The sequence below is a fragment of the Kitasatospora sp. NPDC101108 genome, assembly GCF_055584725.1.
Genome location: NZ_JBVJLM010000025.1, coordinates 64700 through 80463, shown reverse-complemented (window position 1 = coordinate 80463; position 15764 = coordinate 64700). Strand labels below are relative to the sequence as shown.

At 72.9% G+C, this 15764-nt stretch carries 16 protein-coding genes; 14 read left to right on the top strand and 2 right to left on the bottom strand.

Annotated elements, in window-relative coordinates:
- Positions 1–57 precede the first annotated feature (57 nt).
- Together ACZ6Z8_RS33890 and thiD are read left to right on the top strand one after the other, a co-directional pair.
- Complete coding sequence (locus tag ACZ6Z8_RS33890; RefSeq protein WP_465613863.1) at positions 58–1083, top strand: ATP-dependent 6-phosphofructokinase; 1026 nt, start codon at positions 58–60, stop codon at positions 1081–1083.
- A 23-nt stretch (positions 1084–1106) separates the two neighbouring features.
- Entirely contained in the window at positions 1107–1904 is a 798-nt protein-coding gene (thiD, locus tag ACZ6Z8_RS33885; RefSeq protein ID WP_465613862.1) for a bifunctional hydroxymethylpyrimidine kinase/phosphomethylpyrimidine kinase, read from the top strand.
- 145 nt (positions 1905–2049) lie between these two features.
- On the opposite strand, the gene rpmB is transcribed toward thiD, so the two are convergent.
- Positions 2050–2235, bottom strand: a complete 186-nt coding sequence (gene rpmB / locus ACZ6Z8_RS33880) for a 50S ribosomal protein L28 (protein WP_014138233.1) — start codon at positions 2233–2235, stop codon at positions 2050–2052.
- A gap of 300 nt (positions 2236–2535) precedes the next feature.
- On the opposite strand from rpmB, the gene ACZ6Z8_RS33875 reads away from it, so the two are divergent.
- The 10 genes from ACZ6Z8_RS33875 to mutM all read left to right on the top strand — a co-directional run bounded on the left by ACZ6Z8_RS33875 (position 2536) and on the right by mutM (position 12557).
- Positions 2536–4167: a DAK2 domain-containing protein gene (locus ACZ6Z8_RS33875; protein WP_465613861.1), complete on the top strand. Its 1632-nt coding sequence runs from the start codon at positions 2536–2538 to the stop codon at positions 4165–4167.
- An 84-nt stretch (positions 4168–4251) separates the two neighbouring features.
- A complete protein-coding gene (recG, locus tag ACZ6Z8_RS33870) occupies positions 4252–6477 on the top strand; it encodes an ATP-dependent DNA helicase RecG (RefSeq protein ID WP_465613860.1) in 2226 nt (741 codons plus the stop codon).
- Positions 6478–6581: 104 nt separating this feature from the next.
- On the top strand, positions 6582–7115 hold the full coding sequence (locus ACZ6Z8_RS33865) for a hypothetical protein (RefSeq protein WP_465613859.1): 534 nt from the start codon (positions 6582–6584) through the stop codon (positions 7113–7115).
- Between the two features lie 122 nt (positions 7116–7237).
- Positions 7238–7822, top strand: a complete 585-nt coding sequence (gene rsmD, locus ACZ6Z8_RS33860; protein ID WP_279097146.1) for a 16S rRNA (guanine(966)-N(2))-methyltransferase RsmD — start codon at positions 7238–7240, stop codon at positions 7820–7822.
- Between the two features lie 49 nt (positions 7823–7871).
- Entirely contained in the window at positions 7872–8363 is a 492-nt protein-coding gene (coaD, locus tag ACZ6Z8_RS33855) for a pantetheine-phosphate adenylyltransferase (RefSeq protein WP_402827975.1), read from the top strand.
- Between the two features lie 207 nt (positions 8364–8570).
- Entirely contained in the window at positions 8571–9797 is a 1227-nt protein-coding gene (locus ACZ6Z8_RS33850; RefSeq protein WP_465613858.1) for an ATP synthase F0 subunit B, read from the top strand.
- A gap of 173 nt (positions 9798–9970) precedes the next feature.
- Positions 9971–10639: a YceD family protein gene (locus tag ACZ6Z8_RS33845; RefSeq protein ID WP_465613857.1), complete on the top strand. Its 669-nt coding sequence runs from the start codon at positions 9971–9973 to the stop codon at positions 10637–10639.
- Positions 10640–10641: 2 nt separating this feature from the next.
- Entirely contained in the window at positions 10642–10815 is a 174-nt protein-coding gene (rpmF, locus tag ACZ6Z8_RS33840) for a 50S ribosomal protein L32 (RefSeq protein ID WP_030056747.1), read from the top strand.
- Between the two features lie 20 nt (positions 10816–10835).
- On the top strand, positions 10836–11624 hold the full coding sequence (gene rnc, locus ACZ6Z8_RS33835; RefSeq protein ID WP_033354224.1) for a ribonuclease III: 789 nt from the start codon (positions 10836–10838) through the stop codon (positions 11622–11624).
- Between the two features lie 54 nt (positions 11625–11678).
- Positions 11679–12557 carry a bifunctional DNA-formamidopyrimidine glycosylase/DNA-(apurinic or apyrimidinic site) lyase gene (gene mutM, locus ACZ6Z8_RS33830; protein ID WP_465613856.1) on the top strand — a complete coding sequence of 293 codons (879 nt, stop codon included), beginning with the start codon at positions 11679–11681 and terminating at the stop codon, positions 12555–12557.
- Positions 12558–12568: 11 nt separating this feature from the next.
- Here the strand turns inward: mutM and ACZ6Z8_RS33825 are convergent, their stop codons facing one another.
- Positions 12569–13489: a DMT family protein gene (locus tag ACZ6Z8_RS33825; protein ID WP_465613855.1), complete on the bottom strand. Its 921-nt coding sequence runs from the start codon at positions 13487–13489 to the stop codon at positions 12569–12571.
- Positions 13490–13794: 305 nt separating this feature from the next.
- On the opposite strand from ACZ6Z8_RS33825, the gene ACZ6Z8_RS33820 reads away from it, so the two are divergent.
- Both ACZ6Z8_RS33820 and ACZ6Z8_RS33815 read left to right on the top strand, forming a co-directional pair.
- Entirely contained in the window at positions 13795–15147 is a 1353-nt protein-coding gene (locus ACZ6Z8_RS33820; protein ID WP_465613854.1) for a hypothetical protein, read from the top strand.
- 118 nt (positions 15148–15265) lie between these two features.
- Complete coding sequence (locus ACZ6Z8_RS33815) at positions 15266–15565, top strand: acylphosphatase (RefSeq protein ID WP_465613853.1); 300 nt, start codon at positions 15266–15268, stop codon at positions 15563–15565.
- The last annotated feature ends 199 nt before the right edge of the window (positions 15566–15764 follow it).

Here is a 15764-nt window from a genome sequence, read left to right as displayed (position 1 = left end):
CCCGCCCGCCGTCCGGCGCGGGCCGTCCGATCCACTGCGAGCGGGAGCACACCCCACATGCGCATCGGTGTACTGACCAGCGGCGGCGACTGCCCAGGCCTCAACGCGGTGATCCGCTCGGTCGTGCACCGGGGCACGGACGTCCACGGCGACGAGATCGTGGGCATCCAGGACGGCTTCCTCGGCCTGATCGAGGGCCGCACCCGGCCGGTCTCGCACGACGACGTCACCGGTCTGCTCACCCTCGGCGGCACCATCCTGGGCTCGGCCCGGGTGCAGCGCGACCGGATCGCCTGGGCGGTGGAGAACGCCACGACGCTGGCCCGCGACATCCGCATCGACGCGCTGATCGCGATCGGCGGCGAGGGGACACTGACCGCCGCCAAGCTGTTCAGCGACGCCGGGCTGCCGGTCGTCGCGGTGCCCAAGACCATCGACAACGACATCGACGCCACCGACGTCACCTTCGGCTTCGACACCGCGGTGCACGTGGCGACCGAGGCGATCGACCGGCTGAAGACCACCGCCGAGTCCCACCAGCGCGTCATGGTGGTGGAGTTGATGGGACGGCACACCGGCTGGATCACCCTCACCGCGGGCATGGCCGGCGGCGCCCACGGCATCCTGATCCCGGAGAAGCCCTTCGACATCGAGGCGGTGGCCCGGATGGTCGAGGACCGCTTCGACCGCGGCAAGAAGTTCGCCATCATCGCCGTCGCCGAGGGCGCCACCCCGATGCCCGGCACCATGCGCTTCGACCACGGCGACGTCGACCAGTACGGCCACCGCACCTTCGGCGGGATCGGCAACCGGCTCGCCCACGAGCTGGAGAACCTGCTCGGCAAGGAGGCCCGCCCGGTCATCCTCGGCCACACCCAGCGCGGCGGCACCCCGACCGCCCGGGACCGGGTGCTCGCCACCCGCTTCGGCTGGCACGCGGTGGAGGCCGTCCACCGGGGCGCGTTCGGGCACTTCACCGCGCTGCGCCGGACCGGCATCGAGCTGCTGCCGATCGGCCACGCGGTGACCAGGCTGAAGACCGTGCCGGAGAACCGCTGGGCGGAGTCCGAGGCCGTGCTCTGAACCGCCGGAGGTAGGTTGGGCGCATGTCCTCCACCGCACCTCCCCGCGTGCTCACCGTCGCCGGCTCCGACTCCGGCGGCGGCGCCGGCATCCAGGCCGACCTCAAGGCGATGCTCGCCCTCGGCGTCCACGGCATGAGCGTGATCACCGCCGTCACCGCGCAGAACTCGGTTGGCGTCCAGGGCTACTGGGAACTGCCCGCCGAGGCCGTCCGGGCGCAGTTCCGCAGCGTGGTGGACGACATCGGGGTGCAGGCCGTGAAGACCGGCATGCTCGCCTCGATCGAACTGGTCGAGACCGTCGCCGACCTGCTCTCCGGGGTGGACGCCCCGGTGGTGGTCGACCCGGTCGGCGTCTCCAAGCACGGGGACGCGCTGCTGGCCGCCGAGGCGGTGGCCACCGTCCGGGAGAAGCTGCTGCCGGTCGCCACCGTGGTCACCCCCAACCTGCACGAGGTGACGCAGCTCACCGGCCGGACCGTCGAGGACGAGTCCCAGATGCTGGCCGCCGCCGCGGCGCTGCTGGACCTCGGGCCGCGCTGGGTGCTGGTCAAGGGCGGCCACCTGGAGGGCGAGGCCGCCGACCTGCTGTACGGGGGGCCCGGCGAGGTCCACTGGTACCGCGCGCCGCGCTACGACAACCGGCACACCCACGGCACCGGCTGCACCCTGGCCAGCTCGATCGCGGCCGGCCTGGCCAAGGGCGAGCCGCTGCCCGAGGCGGTCGGCTCGGCCAAGGAGTACATCACCGGCGCGATCGCCGGGGGCTTCGCCCTGGGCGCCGGGATCGGCCCGGTCGACCACGCCTGGCGCTGGCGCTGACCGGAACGCGGTGATGGGCGGGCCCCTGGAGGGGGTCCGCCCATCACCGGTGCGTCCGGAAAGCGTGACCGGTCCCGGAAACAGCGAAGCCGGCCCATCCGGGGATGAACCGACTCACTGGAGGACCGGCATGCCGGTCTGCGCGTCAGCGCGAGACCTTACCGGCCTTGATGCACGAGGTGCAGACGTTGAGCCGCTTCGGCGTCCGCCCAATCACAGCGCGCACCGTCTGGATGTTGGGGTTCCAACGACGGGGGGTACGGCGGTGAGAGTGGGAGATGCTGTTGCCGAAGCCCGGCCCCTTGCCGCAGACGTCGCAGTTGGCAGCCACAGGAGTCACTCCAAGACTTCAGATCAGTTACTTTCGAAAACCCCGCCCACCCACCGGAGCACTCGCGTGAACCAGACCGGACCAGGGGGGTGAGCCTGGACGGTTCCAGGCAACCGGAAGAGCATACAACGCTTGCTTCCGTCCCACGAAACTACCATGACCGGCCGAGTGATCGCTCCGGTCGCCGGTCCGGGCACCCCTCCCCGGCCCCCGATAACCTGCCGGTACCACCCCCCGCCGCCGCATCCGGTGCGGTGCGGCCGCACAGGCCATGACGGCGTCCCATCCGGAGGAGACCTGGTGCTGCACACGCTCGACGCCCCGGCTGTGCGCACCTGGTGCCAGCTCGCCCTGCGCGCGCTCGGCCAGGCCCGCGAGGAGATCGACGCGCTCAACGTCTACCCGGTCCCGGACGGCGACACCGGCACCAACCTCTACCTGACCGTCGAGTCCGCCGCCGCCGAGGTGGAGAGCCGCTTCGCCGACCCCGCCGCCGCCCCGGCCCCCGGACTGGCCGACACCGTCCGGGCGATGGCCCGCGGCGCGCTGGTCGGCGCCCGCGGGAACTCCGGGGTGATCCTCGCCCAGTGGCTGCGCGGCACCGCCGAGAAGCTCGCCGAGGGCGGCGGCGCCGACCAGCTGCGGGCCGCCCTGCAGCAGGCCGCCGACTCCGCCTACCAGGCCGTCGCGGAGCCCGTCGAGGGCACCCTGCTCACCGTCGCCCGGGTCGCCGCCCGCGAGGCGGTCCGGGCCGGGGACGGGCTCGCGCAGGTCGCCGACACCGCCCACCGGGCCGCCCGGGACGCGCTGCGCCACACCCCCGAGCAGCTCGCCGTGCTGGCCGAGAACGGGGTGGTGGACGCCGGCGGGCGCGGCCTGGTGGCCGTCCTCGGCGCGCTCGCCGACGCCGTCGCCGGACAGCAGCCGATGGGACCGGTCGCGCTGCGCGGGGACGTCCGGGCGGTGGAGAGCTGCGAGGTGCACCTGCGGCCGCCCGGCCCCGGCCACCCCGCCTTCGAGGTCATCTACCTGCTGGACGCGCCCGACGCGGCGCTGCCCGGGCTGCGCGAGCGGCTCGGCCGGCTCGGCGACTCGCTGGTGATCGGCGGCGGCGACGGCCTGTGGAACGTGCACGTCCACGTGGACGACGCGGGCGCCGCCGTGGAGGCCGGGGTCGAGGCCGGGCGACCGCACCAGATCCGGATCACCCACTTCGCGGAGGCCGCCGCCCGGGCCGGCACCGCCGCCGAGCGCGGCGAACGCGAGGAGCGGGCCCGCGCGGTGCTCTCCGTGGTCTCCGGCGAGGGGCTGGCCGAACTCTGCGAGCAGGCCGGCTCCGTCGTCCTGCACGCCGACCCGGACCGCCGGCCGGCCAGCGCCGAACTCGCGGACGCCGTGCGGGCTTCGGCCGCCCGCGAGGTGGTGCTGCTGCTCAACGACCCCGAACTGCGCGCCGCCGCCGGGGCCGCCGCCGACCAGCTGCGCGAGGAGGGGGTGCGGATCGCCGTACTCCCCACCCGTTCGCCGGTGCAGGGCCTCGCGGCGCTCGCGGTGCACGAGGGCGGCCGGCGCTTCGACGAGGACGTGGTCGCCATGACCTCCGCCGCCGGGGCCACCCGGTACGCCGAACTGGCCGTCGCCGAGGGGGAGTCCTGGACCATGGCCGGGGTCTGCCAGGCCGGCGACGTGCTCGGCCTGATCGACGGCGACGTCGCGGTGATCGGCGCCGGGCTGGCCGAGGTCGGCGAGAGCGTGCTGGACCGGATGCTCGGCGCGGGCGGCGAACTCGTCACCCTGATCCTCGGCGAGGGCGCCGACCGGGCGCTCGCCGACCGGCTGGTGGCGCACGTCCGCCAGCAACGGCCGGAGGTGGACTCGGTGGTGTTCCACGGGGGGCAGGAGTCCACGCCGCTGCTCATCGGGGTCGAGTGAGCGCCGACCGTCGGCACCGGACCAGAGCGACCCGGAGGCGAGCGGGCCAATGTCCGTCGGTGCCTTGGTGTAAACAAGGGCCTGATGGGCGCTCTCGATGAACCACTGACCAAGCTCGTCGGCGACCGCACCGCGAAGGTGCTCGCCGACAGCCTCAAGCTGCGCACGGTCGGGGACCTGCTGCACCACTACCCGCGCCGCTACGTCGAACGCGGCCAGCTCACCAGCCTGGACGAGCTGGAGATCGACGAGCACGTCACCGTGCTGGCCCGGATCGAGAAGGTCACCCTGATCCCGTTCCGCGGCCGCAAGGGCGACCGGCTGGAGGTCGTCGTCACCGACGGCCGCAGCCGGCTCTCGCTGGTCTTCTTCAACCAGGGCTGGCGGCAGAAGGAGCTCAGGGCCGGTGCCCAGGGCCTGTTCGCGGGCAAGGTCGGCGTCTTCAACCGCACCCGCCAGCTGGTCTCGCCCGACTACCAGCTGCTCGACGAGGACGCCGGGTCGGACGCGGCGAAGCAGTTCGCCGGCCGGCTCATCCCGGTGTACGGCGCCAGCGCGCAGATGCCCAGCTGGAAGCTGTCGATCTGCATCGAGACCGCCCTCACCAAGCACCTCGGCGACGTCGGCGAGCCGCTGCCCGCCGAACTGCGGGAGCGGCACGACCTGATCCCGCTGCCCGAGGCGCTGGAGCTGATCCACCGCCCGCGCAGCCAGGCCGACCGCGAACGCGCCCAGAGCCGGCTGCGCTGGGACGAGGCCTTCGTCCTGCAGGTCGCCCTCGCCCAGCGCCGGGCCGCCGACTCCGCCCTGCCCGCCAAGCCGCGCAGGGCCCGTGAGGGCGGGCTGCTGGACGCCTTCGACGCCCGGCTGCCGTTCACCCTCACCGAGGGCCAGCGGAAGGTGTCCGCCGAGATCGCCGCCGACCTGGCGAGCGAGCACCCGATGCACCGGCTGCTCCAGGGCGAGGTCGGCTCCGGCAAGACCCTGGTCGCGCTGCGCGCCATGCTCGCCGTGGTGGACGCCGGCGGCCAGGCCGTGCTGCTCGCGCCCACCGAGGTGCTCGCCCAGCAGCACCACCGCTCGATCGTCGAGATGATGGGCGACCTCGCCGAGGGCGGCATGCTCGGCGGCTCCGACCTCGGCACCCGGGTGGTGCTGCTGACCGGCTCGATGGGCGTCCCGGCCCGCCGCCAGGCGCTGCTGGACATGGCCTGCGGGGACGCCGGGATCGCCATCGGCACCCATGCGCTGATCGAGGACAAGGTCCAGTTCCAGGACCTCGGCCTGGTCGTGGTGGACGAGCAGCACCGCTTCGGCGTCGAGCAGCGGGACGCGCTGCGCGCCAAGGGCGAGCAGCCGCCGCACCTGCTGGTGATGACCGCCACCCCGATCCCGCGCACCGTCGCGATGACCGTCTTCGGGGACCTGGAGACGTCCGTCCTGGACCAGCTCCCGGCCGGCCGTTCGCCGATCTCCACCCACGTCGTGCCCGCGCTGGAGAAGCCCAACTTCCTCACCCGGGCCTGGGAGCGGGTCCGCGAGGAGGTCGGCAAGGGCCACCAGGCGTACGTGGTCTGTCCCCGGATCGGGGACGAGGAGCCGGCGGCCGACCCGAAGGGCGCCAAGAAGAGGCGCAAGGCGGTCGAGGAGGACTTCGAGGAGGTCGCGGACGCCGGCGCCGCGAGCGACGAACGGCGGCCCCCGCTCTCGGTGGTGGAGACCGCCGAGATGCTGGTGCGGGGTCCGCTGAGCGGCCTGCGGGTGGAGATCCTGCACGGCCGGCTCGCCCCGGAGGCCAAGGACGAGGTGATGCGCCGGTTCGCGGCGGGGGAGGTGGACGTCCTGGTCGCCACCACCGTCATCGAGGTCGGCGTGAACGTCCCCAACTCCACCGTGATGGTCATCATGGACGCCGACCGCTTCGGCGTCTCCCAGCTCCACCAGCTGCGCGGCCGGGTCGGCCGGGGCAGCGCGGCGGGGCTGTGCCTGCTGGTCAGCGAGATGCCCGGGGGCAGCGCCGCCCGGGGCCGGCTGGACGCGGTGGCCGGCACCCTGGACGGCTTCGAGCTCTCCCGGATCGACCTCGAACAGCGCCGCGAGGGCGACGTGCTGGGCCAGGCGCAGTCCGGGGTGAAGTCCTCGCTCAAGGTGCTCTCGGTGCTGGAGGACGAGGAGGTCATCCTCACCGCCCGGACCGAGGCCACCCGGCTGGTCGCCGAGGACCCGGACCTGGCCGCCCACCCGGAGCTGCGCACCGCGCTGGAGAGCCTGCTCGACGAGGACCGCGCGGCCTACATGGAGAAGGGCTGAGCAGGGCTCGGCGAGGCCGGACTGTCAGACCCCCGCGAGAGAATGTAGTTGTTCAGGGCGCACCCCCAAGGTGCGTACCTGGCGCGACACTTGGGGGTCCTGCCATGGCATTCCGTCATCTCAACGAGCTCCCGCTGGGCGACAAGGTCTTCCGGATCGAACTCGCCAGCGACGACGACCGCGAGGTCACCCTCACCCTGACCGGCTGGCGCGAGGGGTCGGCCGCCGCGCCGCTCGCCTCGGGCAAGCTCCGCCTGCCGGTCGAGGACGTCGCCTCGCTGCGGATCGCGCTCAACCGCGCGCTGCGGGCGCTGGCGATCGTCGCCGACGTCTCCGAGCCCATCCCCGACCGCGACGTGCTGCGCGAGCTGTACCCCGGCCACGGTGCCCCCTGGGTGCCGCAGCACGAGGAGGAGCTGGTCCGGCGCTTCCACGACGGCGAGACCGTCGCCCGGATCGCCGCCCGCTTCGGCCGCACCCCCGACTCCGTCCGGACCAAGCTGCGCGAGCTCGGGCACGACCCGCGCCGCCCCGAGTTCTGCCCGCCCGACGGCTGCCTGTCCTGGTCCCGCTACGCCTCGCCGGCCCTGCTGGGCGCGGCGGTCCCGGCCCAGCCGGCGGGCTCCGAGGCGAGCTGACCGCCCGAGCGCGTGACCGCGGCCGGCGGGGGCGTCCCCGCCGGCCGCGGGGGTTCGGCGTGAGCGCGATGCGGTGAGCGGGATAGCGTGGTCGGGCAGCGACGAAAGGACCTTCCACCACCATGACCCGCGTGATCGCCGGGTCGGCCGGCGGCCGCCGGCTGGCCGTACCGCCCGGCCGGGGCACCCGTCCGACCTCCGACAAGGCCCGGGAGGCGATGTTCTCCACGCTGGAGGCGTTCCGCGGCACCCTGCACGGGGCCCGGATGCTGGACCTGTTCGGCGGCTCGGGCGCGGTCGGCCTGGAGGCGCTGTCGCGCGGCGCCGAGCACGTCCTGCTGGTCGAGGCGGACGGCCAGGCGGTCCGGGTGATCCGGGAGAACGTCCGGACGATCGGTCTGCCGGGCGCCGAGGTGCGGGCCGCCAAGGCGGAGAAGGTGATCGCCGGGCCGCCCCCGCAGACCCCCTACGACCTGGTCTTCCTCGACCCGCCGTACGCCGTGACGGACGAGGAACTGCGCGAGATGCTGATCACACTGTCGGCTGGGGGCTGGCTCGCGGAGGACGCACTCGTCACCGTGGAGCGCAGCACCCGTGGCGGCGAGTTCGGCTGGCCCGAGGGCTTCGAGGTGCTGCGCTCCCGCCGCTACGGCGAGGGCACGCTCTGGTACGGTCGCGCCGCCGCCGAGGCCAGCGATCACGAGTAGCGGGCCGCGGCCCGCAGCAGCCGTCACCCCACGAGGGAGCACACACGTCATGCGCCGAGCCGTCTGCCCCGGTTCGTTCGACCCGATCCACAAGGGCCACCTCGAAATCATCGAGCGGGCCTCGAAGCTGTACGACGTGGTGCATGTCGCGGTCCTGATCAACCGGAACAAGCAGGGCATGTTCACCATCGAGGAGCGGATCGCCCTGATCGAGGAGGTCACCGCCCAGTTCGGCAACGTGGTGGTCGAGTCGCACCACGGCCTGCTGGTGGACTTCTGCCGGGAGCGCGGCATCCCCGCGATCATCAAGGGGCTGCGCGCGGTCAGCGACTTCGACTACGAGCTGCAGATGGCCCAGATGAACAACGGTCTGACCGGCGTGGAGACGCTGTTCCTGCCGACCTCGCCGACGTACAGCTTCCTCTCCTCGACGCTGGCCAAGGAGGTCGCCTCGTACGGCGGCGACGTCTCGCACCTGCTGCCCGAGACGGTGCACCGCCGGCTGGTCGAGCGGATCGCGGAGCGCAAGGCCGAGCAGTAGGGCGCAGCCGTGGGGCCCGGCGCGGGGTTCGTCCTTTTCTGCCGGTTCGTCACGGATTGTCCGTAGTCGTGGAGGCAGGATCGGCTCAGGCGTTGTGAGGTCGCCGCACGGGGGCCGTAAAGTCTGTATCCCTGCCCTGCGGTGAGGTCCACCGCGCCGGGCCTGCCTCCGCCGGACCGTCGGCGGCACACGGAAAGACGAAGCCCCGTGGACGTGCAGAACAAGGTCGACGAGATCGTGGCGGCGGTCGAGAACGCCCGCTCGATGCCGATGTCGGCCTCCTGCGTGGTGAACAGGGCCGAACTGATCGGCCTGCTCAACGACCTCAAGGCGGCCCTGCCCGCCGAACTCGCCCAGGCCCAGTCGGTGATGGCCGACCACGAGCAGGTGGTGGCCGGCGCCCAGGCCGAGGCGGACCGGATCATCCAGGGCGCGCACGCCGAGCGCGGTTCGCTGATCTCCGACACCGAGGTGGTCCGCCGGGCCCAGGCCGAGGCCGACCGGATCCTGGCCGAGGCCCGCGCCGAGGTGGAAGCCCAGCGCGCCGAGGCCGACGACTACGTGGACAGCAAGCTCGCCAACTTCGAGGTCGTGCTGACCAAGACGCTCGGCGCGGTCGGCCGCGGCCGGACCAAGCTGCGCGGCGACGCCGGCGCCTTCGAGGCCGAGGGCGAGGGCGACGGCGAGGAGTTCCGGCCGCAGCGGACCACCCCGAGCCCCGAGGTCGACGAGTACGTCGACGTGAAGCTGGCCACCCTGGAGAACGTGCTCAGCGCCACCCTGGAGGCGGTCGGCAAGGGCCGCGACAAGCTGCTCGGCAAGAAGCCGATCGACGACCTGGGCGCCTACCTGGCCGCCGCCGACGAGGCCCAGCAGGCCAAGGAGCGCGCCGAGGCGGTGGCCGCCGGCTTCGCCGCGGAAGCCGAGGCCGACGGCTCCGACATCGCCTGGTACCGCGAGGACGTCCCGCAGCAGCAGACCTGGCCCGAGCAGACCCCGGCCGCGGCCGGCTGGCAGGCCCCCGGCACCGACCAGTACGCGGCCGCCGCCCAGCACCAGGGCGGGCAGCCCCACGACGGCGGTCACCAGACCGGGCAGCACCAGGTCGGGCAGTACGCCGAGGTGTACGGCGGCGGCTTCGACCCGGCCGTCCAGGGCGACCCCTACAACACCCAGTGGGGCCACCAGCAGGGCGGCTACCCGCAGCAGTCCCCCTACGAGGACCAGCAGCACCAGGGCCAGCAGCAGGGCGCCTACGGCTATCAGCAGCAGCAGGACGGCTACGCGGCCCAGTCGTACGACGGCTACAACTACCCGCAGCAGCCCGCCCTGCCCCCGGCCGTGCCGCACCAGCAGCAGGGCCTGGACGAGACCAGCTTCTTCGACACCAGCATGATCGACATGACCCGGCTGCGGGAGCTCGGCGGCCGCTGAGCGGCGTCGGCAGGACTGCGCGGGAGTCTCCTGACGGGACCGAAGTTGGGCCTGGCGGGAGACTCCGGTAGTCTGACCACTCCGGCATCCCCATGTCCGGCTGTCGGCTTGCCCGCGCAAGGCCGACTGGTGATGGGGGCCACAGCGTTGATTCCTATGGAAGTCAGGACACCTTGAACCGCCTCGACCACCGCGACCCCCTCGTGTTCGACACGCACGAGCTGGGCCGTCGTCCGGGCGCGATGCGCAAGGTGAGCCGGACCCTGGAGGCCCCCGAGGGCTTCGGGATCATCGACGTGATCGGCGTCCCGGAGAAGAGCCCGATCGATCTGGAGCTCCGCCTGGAGTCCGTGGTCGAGGGCGTGCTGGTCACCGGCACCGCCGAGACCCACGTCGAGGGCGAGTGCGTCCGGTGCCTGGAGCCCGTCGAGTTCGACATCGACGTGGACTTCCAGGAGCTGTACTACTACCCGGAGTCCGACGAGCGTCACCGCGCCCGGACCACCGGGACCGAGGACCTCGACGAGGACTCGGAAGAAGAGACTTACCGCCTGGAGGGCGACTTCTTCGACCTCCAGCCGGTGCTGCGTGACGCGGTGGTGCTCGCACTGCCGCTGCAGCCGGTGTGCCAGGAAGACTGCCTGGGCCTGTGCTCCGAGTGCGGAGCGCGCCTGAGCGACGACCCGGCGCACCACCACGACGCCGTCGACCCCCGGTGGGCGGCTCTGCAGGGACTCTCCGCCGACTCCGGCGAAGAGTCCCGTGGCGAAGCCGCTGATCTGCGGCGGGGAATCAAGAACAGCGACACCCGTGAGGGTCTCGCCGAGAACCAGGAGAAGTAGCCGTGGCTGTTCCGAAGCGGAAGATGTCGCGCAGCAACACGCGCCACCGCCGGTCCAACTGGAAGGCCGTCGTTCCGGCCCTCGTGGCGTGCGACCGCTGCCACGAGCCGAAGCTGGGCCACATCGCGTGCCCGAGCTGCGGCACGTACAACCGTCGCCAGGTCCTCTCGGTCTGATCGGCGGGGTGCACGGATCGATGTCGGACGGTAACTCCACCCGCAAGGCGTCCTCTGCCTCGAAGGGTTCTTCGGGCAGCGGCAAGGCCGGTGGGCCGGCTTCGACCGAATACGACGTCCTGGAAGGGCGCCTCGGGTACACACTTGAGCGCGCCCTTCTGGTACGTGCCCTGACCCACCGCTCGTACGCGTACGAGAACGGGGGTCTGCCCACCAACGAGCGCCTGGAGTTCCTCGGCGACTCGGTGCTGGGCCTGGTGGTGACCGACACCCTCTACCGCGTCCACCCGGACGTCCCGGAGGGCACGCTCGCCAAGCTGCGCGCCGCGGTGGTCAACTCCCGCGCGCTCGCGGACGTCGGCCGGGGCCTGGACCTCGGCGCGTTCATCCGGCTCGGCAAGGGCGAGGAGGGCACCGGCGGCCGCGACAAGTCGTCGATCCTCGCCGACACCGTCGAGGCCGTGATCGGTGCCATCTACCTGGACCGCGGTCTGGAGGCGGCGACCGAGTTCGTCCACCGGCTGTTCGACCCGCTGATCGAGGAGTCCTCTCAGCTGGGCGCCGGCCTGGACTGGAAGACCAGCCTCCAGGAGCTCACCGCCTCGGTGGGCATCGGGGTGCCCGAGTACGTGGTCATGGAGTCCGGCCCGGACCACGAGAAGACCTTCACCGCGGCGGCCCGGGTGGCCGGCGAGGACTTCGGCAGCGGCGTCGGCCGCTCGAAGAAGGAAGCCGAGCAGAAGGCCGCCGAGAGCGCCTGGCGTGCGATCAAGGAGAAGTACGCCGACCGGCTGCCCGCGGGCGCCTGACGAAGAAGTAGCCTTCACTCCTGCCGATCCCTTCGAAGCAGGAGGCCCTTTCCCGTGCCCGAACTCCCCGAGGTCGAGGTCGTCCGTCGCGGTCTGGCGAACTGGGTCGCCGGGCGGACCGTCGGCGAGGTCCAGGTGCTGCACCCGCGCGCGGTGCGCCGCCAGCCGGCCGGGGCGGCGGACTTCGCGGCCCGGCTGACCGGCACCACCCTCGGCGCCGCCCGTCGCCGCGGCAAGTACCTCTGGGTGCCGCTCGGCGGCAGCGGCACGGGGTTCTCGCTGATCGGCCACCTCGGGATGAGCGGCCAGCTCCTCGTCCAGGACCCGTCGGTGCCGGACGAGACCCACCTGCGGGTCCGGCTGCGCTTCACGGACGGCGGGCGCGAGCTGCGCTTCGTCGACCAGCGGACCTTCGGCGGCCTGGCCGTCGAGGAGGCCGAGGAGGGCGACCCGGAGGGCACGCCCGTCTCCATCGCGCACATCGCCCGCGACCCGCTCGACCCGCGCTTCGACGACGCCGCCTTCGTGGCCGCGCTGCGCGCCAGGCGCACCACCGTCAAGCGCGCGCTGCTCGACCAGACCCTGATCAGCGGAGTGGGCAACATCTACGCCGACGAGGCGCTGTGGCGCTCCGGGCTGCACTACGACCGGCCGACCGCGACCGTCACCCGCCCGCAGGCCGCGCTGCTGCTGGCCAACGCCCGGGACGTGATGACGGCGGCGCTGGCCGTGGGCGGCACCAGCTTCGACAGCCTGTACGTCAACGTGAACGGTGAGAGCGGCTACTTCTCCCGGGACCTCGACGCCTACGGCCGGGAGCACGAGCCCTGCCGCCGGTGCGGCACCGCGATCCGGCGGGCCGCCTGGATGAACCGCTCCAGCTACTTCTGCCCCCGCTGCCAGCGCGTGCCGCGGCTGCGCAGCGGGGGCTGAGGGCCGCGCCGCTACTTGTGGGCGAGCTCCGGGTGTTCGGCGGACGCCTCGCTCAGGGCGCCGTGGTCGCCCTGGCCGAAGTAGGCGACGCCGACCGCCGAGACCACGGCGAGCAGGAAGCCGACCACGCCGAGCCAGCCCAGGCCCGCCTTGGAGGAGTCGCCGAGCCAGAGCACGCCGACCACGCCGGGCAGCACCGTCTCGCCGACCACCAGCGCGGCGGTGGCGCCGTTGACCGAGCCGATCTGCAGCGCCACGGTGTGCACGTACATGCCGCCGAGGCCGCCGACCAGCACCGCGTACAGGGCCGGGTCGGAGAGCAGCGTGCCGAGCTGGAAGGGGTCGAGGCCGTTCAGGATCCGCACGCCGACGCCCAGGCCGCCGAAGCCGAGTCCGGAGAGCAGACCGGCGACGATCGCGCCCTTGGAGCCCATCCGGCGCACCAGCAGGCTGCCGCCGGCCAGCAGCACGGTGGTGATGATCAGCAGGCCCCAGTGGAAGGCCGCCGAGGCGTGGTGACCGCCCTCGGGGCCGGCCGAGACGGCCAGCAGCACCAGGGCCGAGCAGAGCACGCCGATCGACACCCACTCCAGCTGCTTGAGCCGGATGCCCAGCAGCTTGATGCTCAGCACCGCGGTGATCACCAGGTTGGCGCTGATGATGGTCTGGGAGAGGAACAGCGGCAGCAGGCGCGCGGCCAGCGCGCCGAGCCCGAAGCCGATCAGGTCGAGCACCGAGCCGAGGATGAACTCCCAGGTGACGGCGGCCTTGGCGGTGGAGGACAGGCTCGGCCCGCCGTGCTCGGTGGTCGAGGTGGTGGCGCCCTTGGCCGCCTCCTCCCGGGCGGAGCGGCGGGATCCGACGGCCTGCAGGACCGAGCCGGTGCCGTAGCAGGCGGATGCCGCCACGGCCGTGACGAGGCCGATGATCACCGAGCGCTCCGATCGGGTGTTGGGTCAAGAAAAGGTAATGGGACCTGCGGTCCGGGACCAGTGTGCCCGGTCGCGCGGTAGCGTCGGGACGCCCCCCGGCCGCGCCCCCGGACCGCCCCGGGCCCGCCGGGACGTACGTCCGGCCGCTACCCGCGGTTCCCCCCTCCCACCCGTCTCAGGGTTCACTCGGGGAAATCTCATCCGCGAGAAGGGGAGCCGACCCGGCGGACGGCGGGGAACCTTGTCATAACCAGTATGCGAAGGGTATGCCGTGCTCTGACGCCGGTCGCGGTAGCGTCGGGGACATGAGAACCCTTGCACGACGTTCCCGGGGCGCCGGGCCACTTGCCCTGGTGGCGGCGCTGCTCGGGCTGCTGATGCTGTTCGCCCCGGCGGCCTCCGCCGCCGGTGGGCTGAGCGACGCCGCGGCCGCCCTGAAGAAGGGCCAGGTCTACGTCGCCCCGACGATGCAGGACCGCTTCAGTCAGGCCCAGGCGGACGCACTGACCAAGAAGATCGAGAAGGCCGACAAGCCGATCTTCATCGCTGTCGTCCCCGACGCCGCCAACAAGGACACCGTCCTCACGGACCTGCGCACCCTGGTGGGCATCGACGGCGTCTACGGCGTCTGGCGGGGCACCAGCGGCTTCATGGCCCGTTCCGACCGTGGCGCGATGGGCCCCGGCGTCGCGGACCGGATCGGGGGCGCCGTCGGCCGTGCCGACAAGGGCGACATCAACGCCACCCTGAACGACTTCGTCGACCAGGCCGCCCCGCAGACCAAGGGCACCGGGGTCAACCACAGCACCTCGATCGCCTGGGTGATCATCCCGGTCGTGCTGGTGGCCCTGGCCGGTGCGGGTGTCTTCTTCCTCTTCCGCCGTGCCAAGAAGCGCAAGGAGGAGCAGGCCCGCGCCGAGCTGGAGCAGCTGCGCCGCGTGGTGGACGAGGACATCACCGCCTTCGGCGTGGAGCTGGAGCGGCTCGACTTCAACCCGGCCGCGCCCGACGCGGACGACGCCCAGCGCGCCGACTACAGCCGCGCGCTGGACTCGTACGAGAAGTCCAAGCGGCTGATGGACGAGGCCAAGAAGCCCGAGGACGTCAAGCAGGTCACCGAGGCGATCGAGGACGGCCGGTTCCAGCTGGCCACCCTGGCCGCCCGGCGTGAGAAGCGCCCGCTGCCCGAGCGTCGTCCCCCGTGCTTCATGGACCCGCGGCACGGTCCGTCCGTCAAGGACGTCGACTGGGCCCCGGCCGGCGGCTCCGCCCGTCCCGTCCCGGTCTGCCAGGCCGACGCGGACCGGGTGGCGGCCGGCCTCGACCCGGCGGTGCGCACCGTCGACACCCAACACGGCCCGCAGCCGTACTGGAACGCCGGCCCGGCCTACGCGCCGTACGCGGGCGGTTACTACAGCGGCTTCGACGGCGGCGGTCTGCTGCCGGGCCTGCTCGTCGGCACCGTGCTCGGCTCGATGATGAGCAGCCCGGCCTATGCCGCGGCGCCGATCATGGAGGGCGGCCACGGCGGCCACGGCGGCTACCAGGACCAGTACGAGGGCGGCGACTACACCGGCGCCGACTTCAACGCCGCCGACTTCGGCGGCAGCGACTGGAGCGGCGGCGGCGACTTCGGCGGCGGTGGCGGCGACTGGTGATCCGCTGATCCGAGCCCGATCCCACGGCCCCGCCGGTTCTTCCGGCGGGGCCGTTCGTACGCCCGGTCGGGGGCCCCGCAGAGCTGTGACCGGCACCGCGGCCCGTTAGGGTCGGGTCATGCACGGTCGCGATGCCCACAGTGATGAACCGGTCCGGGTGACCGCCTGGGTCCGGGGCAAGGTCCAGGAGGTCGGCTTCCGCTGGTGGACCAGGGCGAGGGCGCTGGAGATCGGCCTGACCGGCTACGCCGGCAACCTCGGCGACGGCCGGGTGCAGGTGGTGGCCGAGGGGCCGGCCGCCGACTGCGAGCTGCTGCTGGCCCTGTTGCGCGGCCCCGACACGCCCGGTGCGGTGAGCGGTGTGACCGAGATCTGGACGGCCGTCGGCGCAGGTTACGAGGGCTTCGAGATCCGCTGAGACCCGGGTTTCCGGCCCCGCGCCGTACCTCCGCGGAAATGATCGGCAACCGTCGGTGTCATACGGTTGCCATTCGGGCAGACTCGTGGTTGACTCCGCATCGAACGATGATCCACGAGCACGTGGTGGACCCGGGCCCGAGACCCCCAGGCGTGACGACACCGCCGGGCAGGTGACAGGGGCGCGGTAGCGTGCGGTG